Annotated in this window: 22 protein-coding genes; 16 read left to right on the top strand and 6 right to left on the bottom strand. The window is 62.6% G+C overall.

Features of this window, described 5'->3' with window-relative positions:
* Positions 1-89: 89 nt before the first annotated feature.
* Together IMX17_RS15590 and IMX17_RS15595 are read left to right on the top strand one after the other, a co-directional pair.
* Positions 90-1,391, top strand: coding sequence for an FAD-binding oxidoreductase (locus IMX17_RS15590; protein ID WP_182265243.1), 1,302 nt, complete (start codon positions 90-92; stop codon positions 1,389-1,391).
* Positions 1,392-1,409: 18 nt separating this feature from the next.
* On the top strand, positions 1,410-1,775 hold the full coding sequence (locus IMX17_RS15595; protein WP_015376517.1) for a cupin domain-containing protein: 366 nt from the start codon (positions 1,410-1,412) through the stop codon (positions 1,773-1,775).
* A gap of 39 nt (positions 1,776-1,814) precedes the next feature.
* Here the strand turns inward: IMX17_RS15595 and IMX17_RS15600 are convergent, their stop codons facing one another.
* The 5 genes from IMX17_RS15600 to IMX17_RS15620 all read right to left on the bottom strand — a co-directional run bounded on the left by IMX17_RS15600 (position 1,815) and on the right by IMX17_RS15620 (position 6,326).
* On the bottom strand, positions 1,815-2,621 hold the full coding sequence (locus IMX17_RS15600; protein ID WP_193549958.1) for an alpha/beta hydrolase: 807 nt from the start codon (positions 2,619-2,621) through the stop codon (positions 1,815-1,817).
* Positions 2,622-2,715: 94 nt separating this feature from the next.
* Positions 2,716-3,828: a class II histone deacetylase gene (locus IMX17_RS15605; protein ID WP_046898056.1), complete on the bottom strand. Its 1,113-nt coding sequence runs from the start codon at positions 3,826-3,828 to the stop codon at positions 2,716-2,718.
* Positions 3,825-5,012, bottom strand: a complete 1,188-nt coding sequence (locus IMX17_RS15610) for an MFS transporter (protein ID WP_182265245.1) — start codon at positions 5,010-5,012, stop codon at positions 3,825-3,827. Before IMX17_RS15610 ends, IMX17_RS15605 begins: the two co-directional genes overlap by 4 nt.
* A gap of 140 nt (positions 5,013-5,152) precedes the next feature.
* Positions 5,153-5,800, bottom strand: coding sequence for a LuxR C-terminal-related transcriptional regulator (locus tag IMX17_RS15615; RefSeq protein ID WP_033651375.1), 648 nt, complete (start codon positions 5,798-5,800; stop codon positions 5,153-5,155).
* Between the two features lie 361 nt (positions 5,801-6,161).
* Positions 6,162-6,326 carry a hypothetical protein gene (locus IMX17_RS15620; RefSeq protein WP_193549959.1) on the bottom strand — a complete coding sequence of 55 codons (165 nt, stop codon included), beginning with the start codon at positions 6,324-6,326 and terminating at the stop codon, positions 6,162-6,164.
* Between the two features lie 96 nt (positions 6,327-6,422).
* Here IMX17_RS15620 and IMX17_RS15625 point away from each other — a divergent pair, with 96 nt between their 5' ends.
* The 7 genes from IMX17_RS15625 (at position 6,423) to IMX17_RS15655 (ending at position 12,436) form a co-directional block, all read left to right on the top strand.
* Complete coding sequence (locus IMX17_RS15625) at positions 6,423-7,916, top strand: APC family permease (protein ID WP_046898058.1); 1,494 nt, start codon at positions 6,423-6,425, stop codon at positions 7,914-7,916.
* Positions 7,891-8,481: a DUF3156 family protein gene (locus IMX17_RS15630; protein WP_089192545.1), complete on the top strand. Its 591-nt coding sequence runs from the start codon at positions 7,891-7,893 to the stop codon at positions 8,479-8,481. The genes IMX17_RS15625 and IMX17_RS15630 overlap by 26 nt, the downstream gene beginning before the upstream one ends.
* Positions 8,474-9,256 carry an SDR family NAD(P)-dependent oxidoreductase gene (locus tag IMX17_RS15635; protein ID WP_046898060.1) on the top strand — a complete coding sequence of 261 codons (783 nt, stop codon included), beginning with the start codon at positions 8,474-8,476 and terminating at the stop codon, positions 9,254-9,256. Before IMX17_RS15630 ends, IMX17_RS15635 begins: the two co-directional genes overlap by 8 nt.
* 10 nt (positions 9,257-9,266) lie before the next feature.
* The gene (locus IMX17_RS15640; protein WP_046898061.1) at positions 9,267-10,064 is read left to right on the top strand and encodes a MoaF C-terminal domain-containing protein; all 798 of its coding nucleotides are present in this window, start codon (positions 9,267-9,269) and stop codon (positions 10,062-10,064) included.
* A gap of 4 nt (positions 10,065-10,068) precedes the next feature.
* Positions 10,069-10,857 (top strand): SDR family oxidoreductase, encoded by a 789-nt coding sequence (locus IMX17_RS15645; protein WP_182265250.1) that lies wholly within the window; start codon positions 10,069-10,071, stop codon positions 10,855-10,857.
* A 129-nt stretch (positions 10,858-10,986) separates the two neighbouring features.
* Entirely contained in the window at positions 10,987-11,520 is a 534-nt protein-coding gene (gene abiEi / locus IMX17_RS15650; RefSeq protein ID WP_046898063.1) for a type IV toxin-antitoxin system AbiEi family antitoxin, read from the top strand.
* Positions 11,513-12,436: a nucleotidyl transferase AbiEii/AbiGii toxin family protein gene (locus IMX17_RS15655; RefSeq protein WP_193549960.1), complete on the top strand. Its 924-nt coding sequence runs from the start codon at positions 11,513-11,515 to the stop codon at positions 12,434-12,436. The genes abiEi and IMX17_RS15655 overlap by 8 nt, the downstream gene beginning before the upstream one ends.
* Before the next feature lie 98 nt (positions 12,437-12,534).
* Here the strand turns inward: IMX17_RS15655 and hpaR are convergent, their stop codons facing one another.
* Positions 12,535-12,987 (bottom strand): homoprotocatechuate degradation operon regulator HpaR, encoded by a 453-nt coding sequence (gene hpaR / locus IMX17_RS15660; RefSeq protein WP_046898065.1) that lies wholly within the window; start codon positions 12,985-12,987, stop codon positions 12,535-12,537.
* A gap of 328 nt (positions 12,988-13,315) precedes the next feature.
* Here hpaR and IMX17_RS15665 point away from each other — a divergent pair, with 328 nt between their 5' ends.
* The 7 genes from IMX17_RS15665 to hpaI all read left to right on the top strand — a co-directional run bounded on the left by IMX17_RS15665 (position 13,316) and on the right by hpaI (position 19,154).
* A complete protein-coding gene (locus tag IMX17_RS15665; RefSeq protein WP_193549961.1) occupies positions 13,316-13,948 on the top strand; it encodes a fumarylacetoacetate hydrolase family protein in 633 nt (210 codons plus the stop codon).
* Positions 13,945-14,709, top strand: a complete 765-nt coding sequence (locus IMX17_RS15670; protein ID WP_016929192.1) for a fumarylacetoacetate hydrolase family protein — start codon at positions 13,945-13,947, stop codon at positions 14,707-14,709. Before IMX17_RS15665 ends, IMX17_RS15670 begins: the two co-directional genes overlap by 4 nt.
* A complete protein-coding gene (gene hpaE, locus IMX17_RS15675; protein WP_033651367.1) occupies positions 14,706-16,160 on the top strand; it encodes a 5-carboxymethyl-2-hydroxymuconate semialdehyde dehydrogenase in 1,455 nt (484 codons plus the stop codon). The genes IMX17_RS15670 and hpaE overlap by 4 nt, the downstream gene beginning before the upstream one ends.
* Before the next feature lie 50 nt (positions 16,161-16,210).
* A complete protein-coding gene (gene hpaD / locus IMX17_RS15680; protein WP_193549962.1) occupies positions 16,211-17,068 on the top strand; it encodes a 3,4-dihydroxyphenylacetate 2,3-dioxygenase in 858 nt (285 codons plus the stop codon).
* A 9-nt stretch (positions 17,069-17,077) separates the two neighbouring features.
* Entirely contained in the window at positions 17,078-17,464 is a 387-nt protein-coding gene (locus IMX17_RS15685) for a 5-carboxymethyl-2-hydroxymuconate Delta-isomerase (RefSeq protein WP_193549963.1), read from the top strand.
* 14 nt (positions 17,465-17,478) lie between these two features.
* Entirely contained in the window at positions 17,479-18,282 is an 804-nt protein-coding gene (gene hpaH, locus IMX17_RS15690; protein ID WP_046898067.1) for a 2-oxo-hept-4-ene-1,7-dioate hydratase, read from the top strand.
* 77 nt (positions 18,283-18,359) lie between these two features.
* Entirely contained in the window at positions 18,360-19,154 is a 795-nt protein-coding gene (gene hpaI / locus IMX17_RS15695) for a 4-hydroxy-2-oxoheptanedioate aldolase (RefSeq protein ID WP_015376539.1), read from the top strand.
* The last annotated feature ends 2 nt before the right edge of the window (positions 19,155-19,156 follow it).

Consider the following 19,156-nt stretch of genomic DNA (forward strand, 5'->3'; position numbering starts at 1 on the left):
TGTAGCGAATGTCCCTAAGGGGACATAGCGGCACGGCTGCCGCCTCCCGATAATCCGATGTCATGGCATAGGCAATCGGGAGTGCGGCAGTGAACAACGAAATCGAGTCCTTAACCTACTACGCGGCGACCAAAAAATACGATCTGCGCTTCCCGACGCTGGAAGAGGAGCTGGACGTTGACGTGGTGATCATCGGCGGCGGCTTCTCCGGCATCAACACCGCGCTGGAGCTGGCGGAGAAGGGCATCACCAATATCGCCATTCTCGAGGGCCGCTATCTGGGCTACGGTGGCACCGGACGCAACGGCGGCCAGGTGATGGCCGGCATCGGCCACGATCTGGAGAAGATCAAACGCCACGTCGGCCCGGCCGGGCTGGAAACCATCTTCAAGATCAGCAACCTCGGCGCCGGCATTATCCGCGAGCGCATCAAGAAATATGACATCGACGCCGACTTCTGCTTCGGCTACGGCTACCTCGGCAGCAACGCGCGCCAGGAGAAGACCCTGCGCGGCTGGCTGAAGGAGTTCAGGGCGGTGGCGCCGCAGGAGGAGATCGAGCTCTACACCGGGGCGGAGGTGAAGCAGGTGGTGGGCTCCGACGCCTACACCTGCGCGCTGAAACACATGGGCGGCGGCCACGTGCATTCGCTTAACCTGTTGCTGGGCGAGGCCAAGGCGCTGAGCGGCTACGGGGTGAAAATCTTCGAGAACAGCAGCGTGCTCAACGTCGAGTATGGGCCGCGCATCACGGTGCGCACCGCCATGGGCTCGGTGCGCGCCAACAAAATGCTGTGGGCCTGCAACGGCTTCCTCAACGGCATGGAGCCGCAGATCTACCGCAAGACTATCAATACCTACGCCTTCCAGCTGGCCACCGAGCCGCTGTCTGACGATCTGATCCGTCAGATCAGCCCGATCCGCGGCGCCTACAGCGACATCCGCCCGGTGATCGACTATTACCGGGTGACCAACGAAAACCGGCTGCTGTTCGGCAGCGCCACCCGCCTGATCGAATATTTCCCGTCGGATCTCAAGGCCTGGAACCGCAATCTGATGCTGAAGGTGTTCCCGTACCTGAAAGACGTGAAGATCGATCTGGCCTGGGGCGGCCCGCTTTGCTGCAGCGCCAACCTGTTCCCGCAGATCGGCACACTGCCGGATCGCGACAACGTGTTTTACGTGCAGGGCTACTCCGGCTTCGGCGTGACGCCGAGCCACATCGTGTGCAAGGTGCTGGCGGAGGGCATGAGCGAAGGATCCGATCGCTACGATCTGATGAGCTCGATCCCGCACGTCAACATTTTCGGCAAGGACAAGCTGCGGCGGGTGATGACCACCGCCGGCAAGGTTTGGCACCAGACATCCGGCTACTGGAAAGGCCGCCGTTAACCCTCAGAGGAGAATCACATGAAACCGTTACTGCTTAAACAACCGCTGCCGGAACTGCTGGAGATCGGCAGCGTCAGCAACCTGGGCGCCACGGTGATCGCCGGCACGCCGAACGTCGGCGTGGCCAGCATCTTCGGCGAACCGACCGACAACCTGAACTGCGGCGTGTTCAGCTGCACCCGCGGCAGCTTCGTGATGGAGTACCCGTTCGCCGAGCACGCCACGGTGTGGGAAGGCAGCGCCACCCTGACCAACGAACGCACCGGCGAGTCGGTGCAGTATCAGGCCGGCGACTCCTGGTTCGTCGAAAAGGGCACCCCGGTGCGCTGGGACATCACCTCGGATCGCTTCGTCAAACACTACCTCGCCATCGTCGAGGGCTGACGCCGTCATGTCCCCCTCAGCCCGCTGAGGGGGAACGCCTTAATCTAACGCCCGCGCAATAAAATCGGTCACCCGCTTGAGGATCTGATCCTTATTGGTTTCGTTAAAGCTCTCGTGCCGCCCGCCTGTGTTGATCAGCTGTTCGAAGTCGTCGCCCCGCAGACGGTCGAGCGCGGTTTGCGTTTCGCTCATCAGCACCAGCCGATCGTCGTCGCCGTGGATCCACAGCGTGGGCAGCGCGCCGAACCCCGGCCCGGCGTTGATGGCGGCGAGCATCCGCTGCATGGCGCGCAGAGTGGGGCGTTTGAACGGCCCGTGCCACACCAGCGGATCTTCCTGATAGGCCACGCCGACGGCCGGATCGCGCGCCAGGGTGGCGGTATCCAGCGGCGCGTCGGGGATCGTCGGCAGTTCGGCCAGATCGGAAATCGCCGTTCTGTCGCCGAGCAGCGGGCCGGACAGCACTAGCGCGCGCACTTCCTCGCCATGGCGCTGCACGTAGCGGGTGGCGATCATGCCGCCCATCGAGTGGCCGATTACCACCAGCGGCAAGGTGGGATATTGCCGCCGGAAATGGCTGACCACGCGCTGCACGTCGTCGACCACGGCGTCATAATCTTCGATCAACACGCGTTCGCCCTGCGACAGGCCGTGGCCGAGATGGTCGGGGCCGAACACCCGCGCGCCCTGCGTCTGCAGCGTGCGCGCCACGTATTGATAGCGGCCGAGGTGCTCGCCGTAGCCGTGCACCAGCAGCGCCAGATAGCGCGGCTGGTCGTTTCCCCAGTCGTGCACCGCGATGTCGCCGTGACGGCCTTTGATAAAGCTGACGGTTTGTTCGGACATGTTATTGTTCTCATGGTGGTAGGGTTGCCCTTCAGCGTAGCGGCTGGCGGCGAGGTTGTCAGGGGCGCCGGGTGCGGCGCCCGCTGAGAGGGAACTACAGGCCGAACTGGCGCGCCAGCGCATCGAGCGCCTCGCGCTGGAAGCGGTTGAAGGCGTCGCGCGGCTGCTGTTGCTGGATGAACGCCAGCAGCGGATCCAGCACTTCCGTGCGCACGCCGCTCAGCTGTTCCATCACCGCCAGCCCGCAGAACGGCACGTAGGATTCGGCGTAGCCGCCTTCATGCACCATCACCAGTTTGCCGCCGCACAGCCGGTCGGCGGCCTCCTGCACCAGCGCGGTCATGGCGCGGAAGCTGTCGCTGTGCAGCTGCATGCGCGCCAGCGGATCGAGCGCGTTGGCGTCGTAACCGCAGGCGACGATGATCATCTCCGGCTCGAATTTTTCCAGCGCCGGGATGATGATGCGCCGCATGGCGTGCAGGTAGCCGTCGTCGCCGGCGCCGGCCAGCATCGGCACGTTGACGTTGCAGCCCGCCCCGTCGCCTTCACCGCGATCCCGTTCGCCGGAATAGCCCGCCGGGAAGCAGCCGTCCTGATGCAGCGACAGCGTCAGCACGTCGCCGCGCCGCCAATAGATGTGCTGGGTGCCGTTGCCGTGGTGCACGTCCCAGTCGAGCACCGCCACTTTTCCGAGCCCGTAACGGGCCTTGGCGCGCTCGATGGCGATCGGGATATTGGCCAGGAAGCAGAAGCCCATCGATTGATCCGGCAGGCAGTGGTGGCCCGGCGGGCGCGACAGCGCATAGGCATTATCCAGCTCACCCTGCAGCACCGCCTCCACCGCCGCGCAGGCCAGCCCGGCGGAGAGTTTGGCGATTTCATAGCTGCCCGGCCCCAGCGGCGCCTCTTCCCCCAGCAGGCCGCCGCCGCTGTCGCTCACCTGTTTGAAGCGCTGCAGATAGTGGGCGGGGTGGATGCGCAGCAGGTCTTCTTCCGTCGCCGGTTCGGCGCTCAGCAGGGTGAGCTGGCGCGACAGGCCGGACACGTCCATCAGGTTCTTCATGCGCCGTTTGGTTTCCGGCGATTCGGCATGGCCGGCGCCCGAGGGCGGTTGCACCCAGCCGCCGACCGGCAGGGTGGTGGCGTGCAGGCCGGTGCTGTGCCAGAAACAGCGTTCATCAAACAAGAAACCGGTTGTTCTTTTCACCTTTCTCCTCCTGTTATACGGCGCGGTGCGCGCGGTGAAGCCAGCGAAATCAACAGCAGCGACAGCAGCGCACAGCCCAGCGCGCCGAACAGCAAGGCGTTGAAACCGCCGGAATATTCGATCAGATAGCCGGCCAGCGTCGGGCCGATGGCCATGCCGCCGCCGATCACCAGGTTGATGCCGTTCATCAGCTTGCCGTCGTTATCCAACCCGGCGACCCGCGCCAGAATGAATGGCAGCACGAAGGTCCAGGTGAATTTGAACAGCAGGGCCGCCAGGGCGAAGCGCAACAGCAAGGGTTGGCCAGTCAGCAGCGCCACGCTGGCCAGCAGCAGGGCGTAACCGAGCGCGATCGGGCGCTCGCCGCCGAAGCGCGCGCCGATCATCGCCGCGGCCCCCGCACCGACGATGCCGAGCAAGGTGGCGACGGCCAGCACCTGGCCGCTGTGGGACGGCGATAGCCCGGCGCCGGCGGCGATGCCGCCGATAAAGGTCCAGACCGCGCTCAGGCTGATGTAAAAGGTCAGCACCGCCAGCACGGCGCACAGCTTGCGCGCCGGCGAGGCGGCGGCTCCGCTGCGGGCGCTGCGTGCGGCGGTGAAACCGTTGGGAAACGCCGGGATGAGCGGCAGGCAGCACAGCATGATGGCCGCCAAAATCAGGTAGACCGCCATCAGGCCGAAGTGTGCGAACAACGGCGGCAGCGCCAGCAGCCCCACCGCGCCCAGCACCAGCTGGCCGAGCACCCAGAAGGCATAGACCCGGCTGGGATTGGCGGTGCCGGCGGCGCAGGTGATGCACAGGATCATCAGGGTGCCGCCCGCCAGCGAGGCGATAAAGCGCAGCGGCAGCAGCAGGGTGAAGTCCTGCACCAGCGCCGAAGCCAGGTTGCCGGCGATAAACACCAGCGCCGACAGCGTAGCGACCCGTCGCCAGTTGATGCGCCCGATCCACCACCACGCCGGCAGCGTGGCCAGGCTCATGGCACCGAGTTCGGTGGAGAACAGTCGGCCGATCTGCGCCGGGCCGAGCTGCCACTGCGCGGCGAGCTGGGCGGCCACGGCGGGGGCGGTCATCAGAATGCCCGGCGCGATGGCGGCGAAGACGATAATGGCGGTCAGCAGCCGCGGCGGGCAGGGGAGCGCCGCGCCGGCGGCGGGCGCGGAAACCGAATCACTGGACATAAACCTTATTCCCCAAGCGTTGAGTGACGATGAAATATCCCGCCCGGCCCGATTGCGGGCAGGGGGGAGCCGCGCCATAAATGGCGAATACGTTTTGGCGTTATTTTCCGGCCGCCGGCAGCGGCGGCCGTTATCGGGCGTTAACCGTGGGCGAGAAAGCCGCCGGCGACCAGTTCGGTGCGGTTCACCACGTCGGTTTTGGCGAAAATGTTGCGCATATGGGTTTTCACCGTGGACAGCGAAATGCCCAGCTTCAGGGCGATGCGCTTATTGCTGGCGCCTTCGCGCACCAGGTTGACGATCTCTTGTTCCTTGGCGGTCAGCAGCTGCGCCTCGCTGTCGGGCAGCAGATCGCGCGTCGCCAGCTCGATCAGCGGCAGCACCGCGCGCAGGCGGCCGCGCTCCAATTCGGTAAACGGCGTATCGCGGATCAACGACACCCCGGCGACGATGCGTTTGCGTTGGCGAATGAAAATCTCCGTCATGTCGCGCATGTCGTTCGGCAGCATAAAGTCGTGGTAATAGCGGCGGTTGTCGGCGATCGCCGCCGGGCTCATGCCGACCATGGTGATGTCTTGCCGATGGAAGTTGGCTGGCTGCAGCGGGTCTATCTGTTGGAAGTGGTTCAGGTATTGCTGATGCGTTTTATCGGGCATGCCGTGCAGGATGTAGTGATCCGGCCGCAGGTCGCGATCGACCAGATAAAACACCCCGGCGGACACCGGGATCAGGTGCGTAATGGTCGCCAAACAACTGTTGATAAAGGCATCGGATGCTGTGCTGTGCATGATTCGTATTCCTCCCTTTATCGTTCAATCTGGAGAATGTTGGCGGTCAATATATGAACGATACAAGCATAGTTGTAGCAATTTGGCAACACAATAAAAACATATTAACAACGTGAGGCCGATTGCAATAAAATACAGAAATAACAAGATGACACTGCGTTAATCAGGGCTTTTTTGTTCGGATTTGTCGCGATTTTCATTAATAGGTTAATGAAATAATTCGACGTTTTTCCCGCTGAATTTACAGCGCTTTTCAACGCCTGCCCGGGGGAGGCCATCGCCGCTGCGCGCGTGCTACAGCCGACGTCGCTTCCGCTGCCCCTCGTTCTTAAGAACGATAGCCAGGCTTTTCCGCCGCTTCCTACACTGCGAATTGAAGATAGCGCCAGGCGGCGCCAAACGTATAAGACGAAAAAATGATGACCTTGCTTGGGCTGAGCCGAGCCGCTTCATGCTGAGCGAGCGCGCCGCCTTGAGCGCGGCCGCAGGTTGAAAGCGTCTCGTCCTTAAGGACGATAGTCAGCATTTTCCTTTCCTCTCTATAGTGAGATGACCGCCGCTGGCGGTGAAAAACCTGCAAGCACCTGCATGCATCAGGCCAAAACTATAAGAGGAAATAACCATGAACCTGTCGTCGCGGTTGCACGCCCACCTGGCTCGAGGCAAGGTCGGCTTTCCCACCACCCTGGCCAGTTCGGTCGGGGTGATCATGGCCAGCCCGGTGATCCTGACCGTCACCAGCGGCTTCGGCATCGGCGGCGACACCTTCGCGCTGGCGATGCTGATCGCTTTTGTCATGATGCAGGCGCAGCTCACCACCTTCTCCGAAGCGGCGGCGCTGCTGCCGACCTCCGGTTCCGTTTACGACTACATTTCCTGCGGCATGGGGCGCTTTTTCGCCATCACCGGCGCGCTGTCGGCCTACCTGATCGTGCATATCTTCGCCGGCACCGCCGAGACCATTCTTTCCGGAATCATGGCGCTGGTGAACTTCGAGCACCTCAATACCCTGATGGAAAGCCACAACGCCTCCTGGATGGTCGGCGTCGGGCTGGTTGTCGTGTTCGGCCTGCTCAACGCGTTCGGCATCGAGGCCTTCGGCAAGGCGGAGATCGTGCTGACCTTCGCCATGTGGAGCACGCTGGTGATTTTCGGCATCGTCGGGCTGCTGTCGCCGCATGCGGTGCCGCTCGAGGGCTGGTTCGGCAGCACGTTGAACCTGAACGATCCCTTCGCGGTGTTCAGCCTGATCGGCATGGCGATGTTCATGTTCGTCGGCTGCGAGCTGGTGACGCCGATGGCGCCGGAGATCAAACGCTGCGATCGGGTGATCCCGCGGGCGATGGCGCTCGGGCTGTGCGGCGTGGCGGTGTGTATGGCGCTGTACGGCGCGGCGCTCAGCCACCAGGTGGAAAACGTGGTGATCGACGCCGCCAGCGGCACGCGTCTGCTGGAAACGCCGATGGCCATCCCGGCGTTCGCCGGCCAGGTGATGGGCCAGTTCGGCAAGTACTGGCTGGGCGTCGGCCTGTTGCTGGCGGGCGCGGCGACCATCAACACGCTGATGGCGGCGGTGCCGCGCATTCTGTACGGCATGGCGCTGGACGGCGCGTTGCCGCGCATGTTCGCCTATCTGCACCCGCGCTTTAAGACGCCGGTGGTCGGCATTCTGGTGGCGGTCTTGATCCCCTGCGTACATGCCTTCGCCATTCAGGGCAACCTCGACAAGATCATTCCGCTGGTGCTGGCGGCGGTGTGCGCCTGGGGCGTGGCCTACCTGCTGGTGACCTGCTCGGTGGTGCTGCTGCGCCTGCGCCGCCCCGATCTGCCGCGCGCCTATAAATCGCCGTGGTTCCCGCTGCCGCAGATCGTCTCCAGCGTCGGCATCGTACTGGCCATCGTTTACATCACGCCGCCGGGGATGAACCCGAGCGACGTTTACATTCCCTTCGGCTGGATGATCGGCCTGACCGCCGCCTATGCGCTGTTCTGGACGCTGTGCGTGCAGAAAGTGAATCCGTTCAAGCCGGTGCCGGTCGAGCAGGTGCTGGAGAACGCGTTCGCCAAGGGCGAAAACGAGGAGGCGCAGTTTGATCGGCTTACTTCCCTCACTTAATCGCGCCTGGCGGCGAGCGCCGTCGGGTTATCGGCCGGGCGCCGCGCTGGACCGTCTGGCGCGCAACCTGGAACCCTACGCGTGCGAACGCCTGGCGCCGGGCCTGCTGCGGCTGACGCTGCCGCAGGGGCCGCAGATCGAGGTCAGCGAACAGGTGCAGGGGCTGTTTATGGCGCATATCGTCAGCCACCGCTTTCGGTTGCAGGGCACGTGCACAGCGCAGCCTCCGCTGACGCTGGACGTGGTGACCGGCGGCTGGCTGCGGCGGCGCGGCGTGCGCTATCTGCTGCGCCAGCGCCATGCGGCCGCGCAGCGGCTGTTGGACGGCCTGCTGCGCTACCCGCAGATCGGCGAGACGCTGGCGCAGCTGGATTTTCGCCGCGTGCGGCTGACGGTGAACGACGGGCGCTGGCAGGCGGATATCGAGCATTTCGCCGCCTCGGAGGTGGTCAGCCGCGTGCCGGCCGGCCGCCGCTATCTGCGGCTGGATGCCGAACAGCGGCGGTTGCTGTTGAGCAGCCTGCTGATGATCGGCCAACTGATGGAGAAGCTGAATCATGAATAGAGTGGTTGTGATTACCGGCGGCGGCACCGGCGTTGGCGCCGCCTGCGCCCGTTTGCTGGCGGCGCAGGGCGATCGGGTGTTCATCATCGGCCGCCGCCCGGAACCGCTGACGGCGCTGGCGCAAGAGATCGGCGCGCAGGCGCTGGTGGGCGACGCCGCCAGCGGCGAGAGCTGGGCCCACACGCTGTTGCCGGCCATTCTGCGCGACGCCGGGCGCATCGACTGCCTGATCGGCAGCGCCGGCGGCATGGGCTTTAAGCGCATTACCGAGATGACCGACGCGCAGTGGCAAGGGGCGATGGACAGCAACCTCAACAGCGCTTTCGCCAGCGCGCGCGCCTGCCTGCCGGAGCTGATCAAGAGCGGCGGCAACCTGCTGTTCGTGGCCTCGATCGCCTCGCTGGCCGCCGGGCCGGAGGTCTGCGGCTACGTCACCGCCAAGCACGCGCTGATCGGCCTGATGCGCTCCATAGCCCGCGACTATGGCCCGCTGGGCGTGCGCGCCAACGCGGTGTGCCCGGGCTGGGTGACCACGCCGATGGCGGACGAAGAGATGCAGCTGTTGATGGACGCCCATCAGATTTCGCTGGAGCAGGCTTACCAGATGGTCTGCCGCGACGTGCCGCTGCGCCGGCCGGCCAGCGCAGAGGAGATCGCCCGCGTCTGCCGGTTCCTCTGTTCCAGCGAAGCTTCAATCATTACCGGCGCGACGCTGGTGGCCGACGGCGGCTCCACCATTGTCGATGTGCCGACCCTGGCTTTCACTTCCCTGTAAGGAGCATTCCATGAGTTCAGAAGCGGTATTCATTCAGGTTGGCGCGCTGGCGGAAGGCTTTGCGCCGCACAGCAATACGCTGGAACGCCAGCACGGCCTGGCAGGCATCACGCTGATGCTGCGTTTCAGCGACGGCGCGACGCAGCGTTGCCGGTTTACCGACGAGCAGACGCTGGAGTGGGGAGAGCGGCGCGGTATCGCCTATCGCGCCACCAGCATTCGCCCTGGCGTGCTGTTCATCGATTTTCTCGATCCCGCCCGCGCCAACGCCAGCATTACGCTGGTGTGCGACCGCAATCAGGGCAACTTCACCGCGGTATACGGCCAACTGCCGGACGAAGCGCAGGCGCGGCTCGACGCCTTCAGCCGGGTGGAACAGGGACTGCCGTTGACCGCGGTCGAGGCCGAATTCCGCTTCGGCACGCTGGATGACGCCGACGTGGCGCTGCCGGGCTTTACCGATGAGCTGATCGGCATGCGCAACATGTACACCTACAGCCCGACCGAGCGGTACGAGCACATCTACCTGAACGACAACTTCTACGCCTGGCAGTGTCTGGACGGGGTGGAGAAGGGGCTGGCGGACGTCGATCGCTGCCACTACGTGAAGGTGGCGGAGCAGCTTTATCTGTTCGTCTGGCGCGAGAAGATCATTCCGACGCTGGGTGTGGTGATGATCGATCTGCAAGGCATGCGCACCGACGGCAAGATCCTCGGCTATCAGGGCAGCGATTTCAGCGCGCTGAGCAATTTTGCGGTGGGCGCCCATGCGCAGGTGCTGAACACCACGCGCCACCCGCGAGGATAGGCCGATGAGCGCAACCTATGCGGCCGACGCCTTCGCCGGGCAGGCGGTGCTGGTGACCGGCGGCGCGCAGGGCATTGGGCTGGCGATCGTCAGCGCCTTTGCCCGGCTTGGCGCCGAGGTGACGATTGCGGACGTGCAGCTGCCGCAGGCGCAGGCGGCGGCGCAAACGCTGCGGGGCGAAGGGTGGAAAGTGCAGGCGCTGGCCTGCGATCTGGCCGAACCGGGGCAGGTCGCCGAGTTGGTGGCGGCGGTGGGCGAGCGGCACCAACGGCTGGACGTGGTGATCCACAACGCCGCCTATTTTCCGCTGACGCCGTTCGCCGCCATCGACGCGGCCCTGTTGCAACGCACGCTGAGCGTCAATCTGATGGCGCCGTTCTTTCTGGCGCAGGCGGCGCTGCCGTGGATGCGCCGCGCCGGCGGCGGCAGCCTGCTGGTGACCTCGTCGGTGACCGGCCCACGGGTGGCCTACCCGGGACTGGCGCACTACGCCGCTTCCAAGGCCGGGGTGAACGGGTTTATTCGCGCGGCGGCGCTGGAGCTGGCGGCGGAGAACATTCGCGTCAACGGCGTGGAGCCGGGGATGATCCGCACGCCGGCGATGGCCAACCTGGGCGACGCGCAGGTGAATCAGGCGATCGCCGCCGCGGTGCCGCTCGGGCGGCTGGGTGAACCGGAAGACATCGCCGCGGCGATGGTGTTTCTCGCCTCGCCGGCGGCGGCCTATATCACCGGCCAGACGCTGGTGGTGGACGGCGGCGCGCTGTTGCCGGAAACGAATGCTCAAGTTTGATTCAGAAACACTCCCGGTGATCTACAAATAAACCCCTTTAGAGGGGTTTATTTGTAGAGATATCGTTGTTATCGTATCCATCTATACATAATCCCCCAAATAAGGGGGAGTATTCGTAGGAATGACGCCGTGGATAAAATGACAGCCATTAATACGCTGGATAAATTCAGCAGGTTGGGAAAGCACATTTTCCTTACTCAGGATCTCGCCACCCTTTTCCCGGCCGAGTCACCGAAAACATTGCAAAAATCAGTCGATCGTTTAGTGGCCGCCGGTATCCTTAAACGAGTGGCGAAGGGGGTTTATGCGAATGCTCGGGCTTCTCTGGGGGGGTACCCTCTGGAGAGCATCGCGATCAATCTTCGGCGAGGAGAATACAATTACATCAGCCTGGAATCTGCGTTATCTCAGTACGGCGTCATCTCACAAATTCCTATCGATAGACTTACTATCATGTCTACCGGCCGTTCGGGAGAGTTCGTCACTCCTTGGGGCGTTATCGAAATCACCCATACCAGCAAGAAACCTATCGATATTCTTCGGGGAAGCCTCGAAGGCAGAGGCCCGTTGCGCATCGCGACGAAAGAAACGGCGATAAAAGATCTGTTTCGGGTAGGGAGAAATACGCATCTCATTCAACAGGGAGAGCTCGCTGATGTCTGACTCCGTCGATTTTAATCAACTGGTCGATGACATCGTCAGGTCAGATAATCTGGCGTCCGTCAGGCCCGTGGTGGAAAAGGAACTGCTGCATTATGACATTTTGTATGCACTCTCGAATGCGGGATTCTTAAAGTCTCTGATATTTCAGGGGGGCACGTCGCTGCGCCTGTGCTACGGCTCTAGCCGTTTCAGCGAGGACTTGGACTTTGCGGGAGGCCGTCTTTTTTGCTCTGCAAACATGAAGGAAATCAAAACGTGCATTGAGCGCTACGTTGGCAGTCGGTATGGCCTGGAGGTGACGGTTAAAGAGCCTGCGGAACTGAGGCGTGAGCCTGACTACGTTGATGTTACCGTGGATAAATGGCAAATATCGGTGACGACGTTCCCGGAGCGTAAAGAATTGCCGAAACAACGCATCAAAATCGAGATCGCAAATATTCCAGCCTATACGAGCGATCCGCGGATGCTGATAAGGAATTATTCTCAGTTGCCGGACGGTTATTCTGATTTGATTATCCAGGTTGAGACACTGAGTGAAATTATGGCTGACAAACTCGTTTCTCTGCCGGCAACTACGCGCCGCATTCGCTATCGTGACATCTGGGATCTGGCCTGGTTAAGACAGCAGAATGCGGATATTGATGCGGAACTGGTGGCGAGAAAATTGGCCGATTACGGCCTGGATCGCAAGTTTGAAGCGTTGCTGCAGGCTCGAATCGATACTTTACATGCCGTTGTTACAAGCCGGGAATTTAATGCTGAGATGAGGCGATTCCTGCCCGTTGAAGTTTATGAACGCACCATCAATCAGCCGCAGTTTATGCAATATCTTGAGGCTACGTTAGGCGAGTTGCTGACTACCGTGCAAACGCAACTCTACGGTAAGCCTGCGACCGTCCCGCCGTTCAAAATGTAGAGACAGTTTTTCAATTCAAGCCCGACGAGTTCGGGCTTTTTCTTGAGGAAAGGATAGCCGCAAATCCGAGCATCAGTGAAGCATCTCGGCCGGCCCAATCACTGCTTGGCGGGATGCGCGGTGACGTTGGCGGGCAGGCTGTCGCCCAGGGTGATCAGCTCGTCCAGCAACGTCATCAGCTGGTCCATTTTTTGCCGCGAAAAGGCGGCTTCAATCTCGGCGTAGCCTTGCTCCACCTGATGGCGCGCCACTTCATACAGCTCCTGACCCTGCTGGGTCAGCGACACGTACAGCTTGCGCTGATCGTTGACCGGTTTGAGGCGGAAGATCAGCTTATCGCGCTCCATGCGCGACAGAATGCCGGTCAGGCTGGGACGCAGGATGCAGGTTTCCGCCGCCAGTTCGTGGAATTCGATCGAACGGCTGTTGGCCAGCACGCGGATGATGCGCCACTGCTGCTCGGTGAGATTGTGGCTTTTCAGGATCGGGCGGAAGAACCCCATGGCGGTTTCACGCGCCTGCAGCAGGGCGATGGTTAACGATTCATGCATAAGTTTGGCCTTAGCTATCAAGGTGTTCGTTGTTACGGCGCTCGTTATGGGGGCGCCTGCCCCGCAAAGCCCGATTTTGTTAATAACTTAATAGTAGCCAAAGTTACCCGTAGGGATAAAGCAAAAATGCGAGGCGCAGCTAAAAATGGCGTGAAAAAGGGTTAATGCATTGAATAATCACGCTAATGTTCGTAATTTGTGAATATTTTGTTATCACGATCACAAATCACTCCAAGCGCGTTGCGTAAAAGCTGCACAGCGTATAAAAGTAATCATTAATATATTAATGAATGCCGGTTGTCATGTTTTTGCCATTGGAGGAGTTCGCATGAAAGGCACCGTATTTTCCGTTGCGCTGAACCACCGCAGCCAACTGGACGCCTGGGATCAGGCGTTTCACCAGCCGCCGTATCAAACCCCGCCCAAAACCCCGGTGTGGTTTATCAAACCGCGCAATACCCACCTCGCCAACGGCGGGGCGATCCCGTTTCCGGCCGGTGAAACCGTGCAGAGCGGCGGCACGCTGGCGGTGATCATCGGCGACACCGCGCGCAAGGTGCCGGCGGCGCAGGTGAGCCGTTATCTGGCCGGTTACGCGCTGGCCAACGACGTCAGCCTGCCGGAGAGCAGCTTCTATCGCCCGGCGATCAAGGCCAAATGCCGCGACGGCTTCTGCCCGCTGGGGGAGATGAGGCAACTGGAGAACGCCGATCGGCTGGAGATCGTCACCGAGATCAACGGCGTGGAGCAGGATCGCTGGTCCACCGCCGATCTGGTGCGCTCGGTGCCGGAGCTGATCGCCGCCATCAGCGATTTCATCACCCTGCAGCCGGGCGATGCGGTGCTGATCGGCACCCCGCACCAGCGGGTGGCGATCAAACCGGGGGATGAGGTGACGGTGCGCGCCGCCGGCCTGCCCACGTTGACCAACCGCGTCACTCAGGCAGGAGCTGCATCATGAAACATGCCCGTATTCGCCATCATGGCCAGATCGTCAACGTTCAGGTAGACGACCAGCTGCGCGTCACGCTGCCGAACGGCGAGGTGCTGCAGGAGCGTGAAGTGGAATGGCTGCCGCCGGCGCAGGGCACGGTGTTCGCCCTGGGGCTGAACTATGCCGACCACGCCAGCGAGCTGGAATTTAAAGCGCCGGAGGAACCGCTGGTGTTCCTCAAGGCGCCGAACACCCTGACCGGCCACCGTCAGGTGTCGGTGCGTCCGGCCGGCGTGGAGTACATGCATTACGAAGCCGAGCTGGTGGCGGTGATCGGCAAGACCGCGCGCAACGTCAGCCGCGAGCGCGCCATGGAGTATGTGGCGGGTTACACCCTGTGCAATGACTACGCCATCCGCGACTACCTGGAGAACTACTACCGGCCGAATCTGCGGGTGAAGAGCCGCGACACCCTGACGCCGATCGGGCCGTATATCGTCGATCGCGACGACGTCGCCGATCCGCACCGCCTGGCGCTCAGCACCTACGTCAACGGTGAGCTGCGCCAGCGCGGCAGCACCGCCGACATGATTTTCGACATTCCGTTCCTGATCGCCTACCTGAGCGAATTCATGACGCTGCAGCCGGGCGACATGATCGCCACCGGCACGCCGAAAGGGCTGGCCGACGTGCAGCCGGGCGACGAAGTGGTGGTGGAGATCGAAGGCATCGGCCGTTTGGTTAACCACATTATCAGTGAAAAAGATTACGAGGAGAGCCTGCGATGAAAACCATCAACCACTGGATCAACGGCAAGAACGTCGCCAGCAAAGAGTATTTCACCACCACCAACCCGGCGAACGGCGAGGTGCTGGCGGAAGTGGCCTCCGGCGGCCAGCTGGAGATAGACCAGGCGGTGGCCGCAGCGAAAGAGGCGTTCCCCAAGTGGGCGAATACGCCGATGAAAGAGCGCGCGCGCCTGATGCGCCGTTTGGGTGAACTGATCGACCAGAACGTGCCGCAGATCGCCGAAATGGAAACCGCCGATACCGGTCTGCCTATCCATCAGACCAAAAACGTGCTGATCCCGCGCGCCTCGCACAACTTCGAATTCTTCGCCGAGGTGTGCCAGCAGATGAACGGCAAGACCTACCCGGTGGACGACAAGATGCTCAACTACACGCTGGTGCAGCCGGTGGGGGTATGCGCGCTGGTGTCGCCGTGGAACGTGCCGTTCATGACCGCCACCTGGAAAACCGCGCCTTGCCTGGCGCTGGGCAACACGGCGGTGCTGAAAATGTCAGAACTGTCGCCGCTGACCGCCGATCGCCTGGGCGAGCTGGCGCTGGAAGCCGGCATTCCGGCCGGGGTGCTGAACGTGGTGCAGGGCTACGGCGCCACCGCCGGCGACGCATTGGTGCGCCATAAAGACGTGCGCGCGGTCTCCTTCACCGGCGGCACCGCCACCGGCCGGCGCATCATCGAAAGCGCCGGGCTGAAGAAATTCTCCATGGAGCTCGGCGGCAAGTCGCCGGTGCTGATCTTTGAAGACGCCGACATCGAGCGGGCGCTCGACGCCGCGCTGTTCACCATCTTCTCGATCAACGGCGAACGCTGCACCGCCGGTTCGCGCATCTTCATTCAGGAGAGTATCTACCCGGAATTCGTCAAACGTTTCGCCGAGCGCGCCAACCGTCTGCGCGTCGGCGATCCGCAAGATCCCAACACCCAGGTGGGCGCGTTGATCAGCCCGCAGCACTGGGAAAAAGTCTCCGGCTATATCCGCCTCGGGGTGGAGGAAGGGGCGACCCTGTTGGCCGGCGGCCCGGATAAACCGGCCGGCTTGAGCCACGGCAACTTCCTGCGCCCGACGGTGCTGGCGGATGTCGACAACCGGATGCGCGTGGCGCAGGAGGAGATCTTCGGGCCGGTGGCCTGCCTGCTGCCGTTCAAATCAGAAGAAGACGGCCTGCGCATGGCCAACGACGTGGAGTACGGCCTGGCGTCGTACATCTGGACGCAGGATGTGAGCAAGGTTCTGCGCCTGGCCCGCGGCATCGAAGCGGGCATGGTTTTCGTCAACACCCAAAACGTACGCGATCTGCGCCAACCGTTCGGCGGCGTGAAAGCCTCCGGCACCGGCCGCGAAGGCGGCGAATACAGCTTCGAAGTGTTCGCCGAAATGAAGAACGTGTGCATTTCCATGGGTGATCACCCGATCCCACGCTGGGGCGTTTAATCAGGCCCCGGCATCGTTCACGGAATCATTTTTGTTTCATGTGAGGACTTATGGGTAAGTTAGCGTTAGCCGCCAAGATTACACATGTGCCATCGATGTATCTGTCGGAAATCCCTGGGAAAAACTTTGGCTGCCGGCAGGCGGCCATCGACGGCCATAAAGAGATCGGCGCGCGTTGCCGCGAGATGAGCGTCGACACCATCGTGGTGTTCGACACCCACTGGCTGGTGAACAGCGCCTATCACATCAACTGCAGCGCGCATTTCTCCGGCGTGTACACCAGCAACGAGCTGCCGCATTTCATCCGCGATATGACTTACGACTACGACGGCAACCCGGCGCTGGGCCAACTGATCGCCGATGAGGCCTGCAAGCGGGGCGTACGCGCCAAGGCGCACGACATCCCGAGCCTGAAGCTGGAATACGGCACGCTGGTGCCGATGCGTTACATGAACGCCGACAAGCATTTCAAGGTGGTGTCGATCTCGGCGTTTTGCACCGTGCATGACTTCGCCGACAGCCGCCGGCTGGGCGAGGCGCTCAAAAGTGCCATCGAGAAATACGACGGCACCGTGGCGGTGCTGGCCAGCGGCTCGCTGTCGCACCGCTTTATCGACGATCAGCGCGCCGAAGAGGGCATGAACAGCTACACCCGTCAGTTCGACCAGCAAATGGACGAACGGGTGGTCAAGCTCTGGGAAGAGGGGCGCTTTCGCGAGTTCTGCGAAATGCTGCCGGAGTATGCCGATTATTGCTACGGCGAAGGCAACATGCACGACACCGTGATGCTGCTGGGCCTGCTCGGCTGGGACAAGTACGACGGCAAGGTGGAGTTCATCACCCCGCTGTTCGCCAGTTCCGGCACCGGGCAGGTCAATGCCGTGTTCCCTTTGCCCGCTGAAGCCTGAGGTGTGTGAATGCCCCATTTTTACGCTGAATGTACCGACAACATCCGCCGCGAGGCGGATTTGCCCACCCTGTTCGCCAAGGTCAACGAGGCGCTGGCGGCGACCGGTATCTTCCCGCTGGCCGGCGTGCGCAGCCGGGCCACCTGGCTCGATACCTGGCAGATGGCCGACGGCAAGCAGGATTACGCCTTCGTGCACATGACGTTGAAAATCGGCCACGGCCGCAGTCTGGAAAGCCGTCAGCAGGTGGGCGAGATGCTGTTTGCGCTGATCAAGGAACACTTCGCCGCGCTGATGGCGCAGCGTTACCTGGCGCTCTCTTTCACCATGGAAGAGCTGGATCCAGTGCTGAATTACAAACAGAACAATGTCCACGCGCTGTTCAATAAAGCGTGAATAAGGGGTCGTAAATGCTGGATAAAGAGCAGGTTAACCGCGCCGTACAGCGCCTGCATCAGGCGGAAAAGAGTCGTGAGCAGATCCGCGCGCTGTCGCTCGATCATCCCGAGATCACCATCGAAGACGCCTACGCCATTCAGCGGCAGTGGGTGGCGCTGAAGATCGCCGAGGGGCGCGCGCTCAAAGGCCACAAGATCGGCCTGACCTCGCGCGCCATGCAGGTCAGCTCGCAGATCACCGAACCGGACTACGGTGCGCTGCTGGACGATATGTTCTTCAACGACGGCAGCGATATTCCGATCGATCGCTTCATCGTGCCGCGGGTGGAGGTGGAGCTGGCGTTCATACTGGCCAAGCCGCTGCGCGGGCCGAACTGCACGCTGTTCGACGTCTACAACGCCACCGACTACGTCATTCCGGCGCTGGAGATCATCGACGCGCGCAGCCACAACGTCGATCCCGAGACGCAGCGGCCGCGCAAGGTGTTCGACACCATCTCCGACAACGCCGCCAACGCCGGGGTGGTGATGGGGGGGCGGCCGATCAAGCCGGATGCGCTGGATCTGCGTTGGATCTCTGCGCTGCTGTACCGCAACGGCGTGATTGAAGAGTCCGGCGTGGCGGCGGCGGTGCTCAATCATCCGGCCAACGGCGTGGCCTGGCTGGCCAACAAGCTGGCGCCGTATGAGGTGGAGCTGGAAGCGGGGCAGGTGATCCTCGGCGGTTCCTTCACCCGGCCGGTGCCGGCGCGGCGCGGCGATACTTTCCACGTCGATTACGGCCCGATGGGCTGCATCAGCTGCCGCTTCGTCTAATAAGCAGGCTCGGCGAACCGGGCCGCACTAAACCGGGCGGGGGCCATGCGCCGCGCCCGCTTGTCAGGGAGAATGTGATGTTAACCAACCACTTCAAGCGAGCGCTGCAGGAAAAACGCCCGCAGATCGGGCTGTGGCTCGGGCTGTGCAGCAGCTACAGCGCCGAACTGTTGGCCGGCGCCGGTTTCGACTGGCTGCTGATCGACGGCGAACATGCGCCCAACAACGTGCAGACGGTGCTGGGGCAGCTGCAGGCGGTCGCCCCTTACCCGAGCCAGCCGGTGGTGCGGCCGCCGTGGAACGACGCGGTGATCATCAAGCAGTTGCTGGATGTCGGCGCGCAAACCTTATTGATCCCGATGATTCAGAACGCCGAACAGGCGCGCGACGCGGTGCGCGCCACGCGCTATCCGCCGCACGGGGTGCGCGGCGTCGGCAGCGCCCTGGCGCGCGCTTCGCGCTGGAACCGGGTGCCCGATTACCTGCAGCAGGCCGACGAGCAGATGTGCGTGCTGGTGCAGATCGAAACCCGCGAAGCGGTGAAAAACCTGGAGGCGATCCTGCAGGTGGAAGGGGTGGACGGCGTGTTTATCGGCCCGGCGGATCTCAGCGCCGACATGGGCTTCGCCGGCAATCCGCAGCATCCGGAGGTGCAGCGCACCATCGATGACGCCATTGCGCGCATCCGCGCCGCCGGCAAGGCGCCGGGCATTTTGATGGCCAACAAGGCGCTGGCGCAGCGCTATCTGGAAGCCGGCGCGCTGTTCGTCGCGGTAGGGGTGGATACCACCCTGCTGGCGCGGGCGGCGGAAGCCCTGGCGGACGAGTTCAAACAGGGCGGGGCGCAAGCGCCTTCATCGGGAGTCTATTGAAC

Source organism: Serratia sp. X3 (assembly GCF_014982455.1).
In the GTDB taxonomy this organism is placed as follows: domain Bacteria; phylum Pseudomonadota; class Gammaproteobacteria; order Enterobacterales; family Enterobacteriaceae; genus Serratia; species Serratia ureilytica.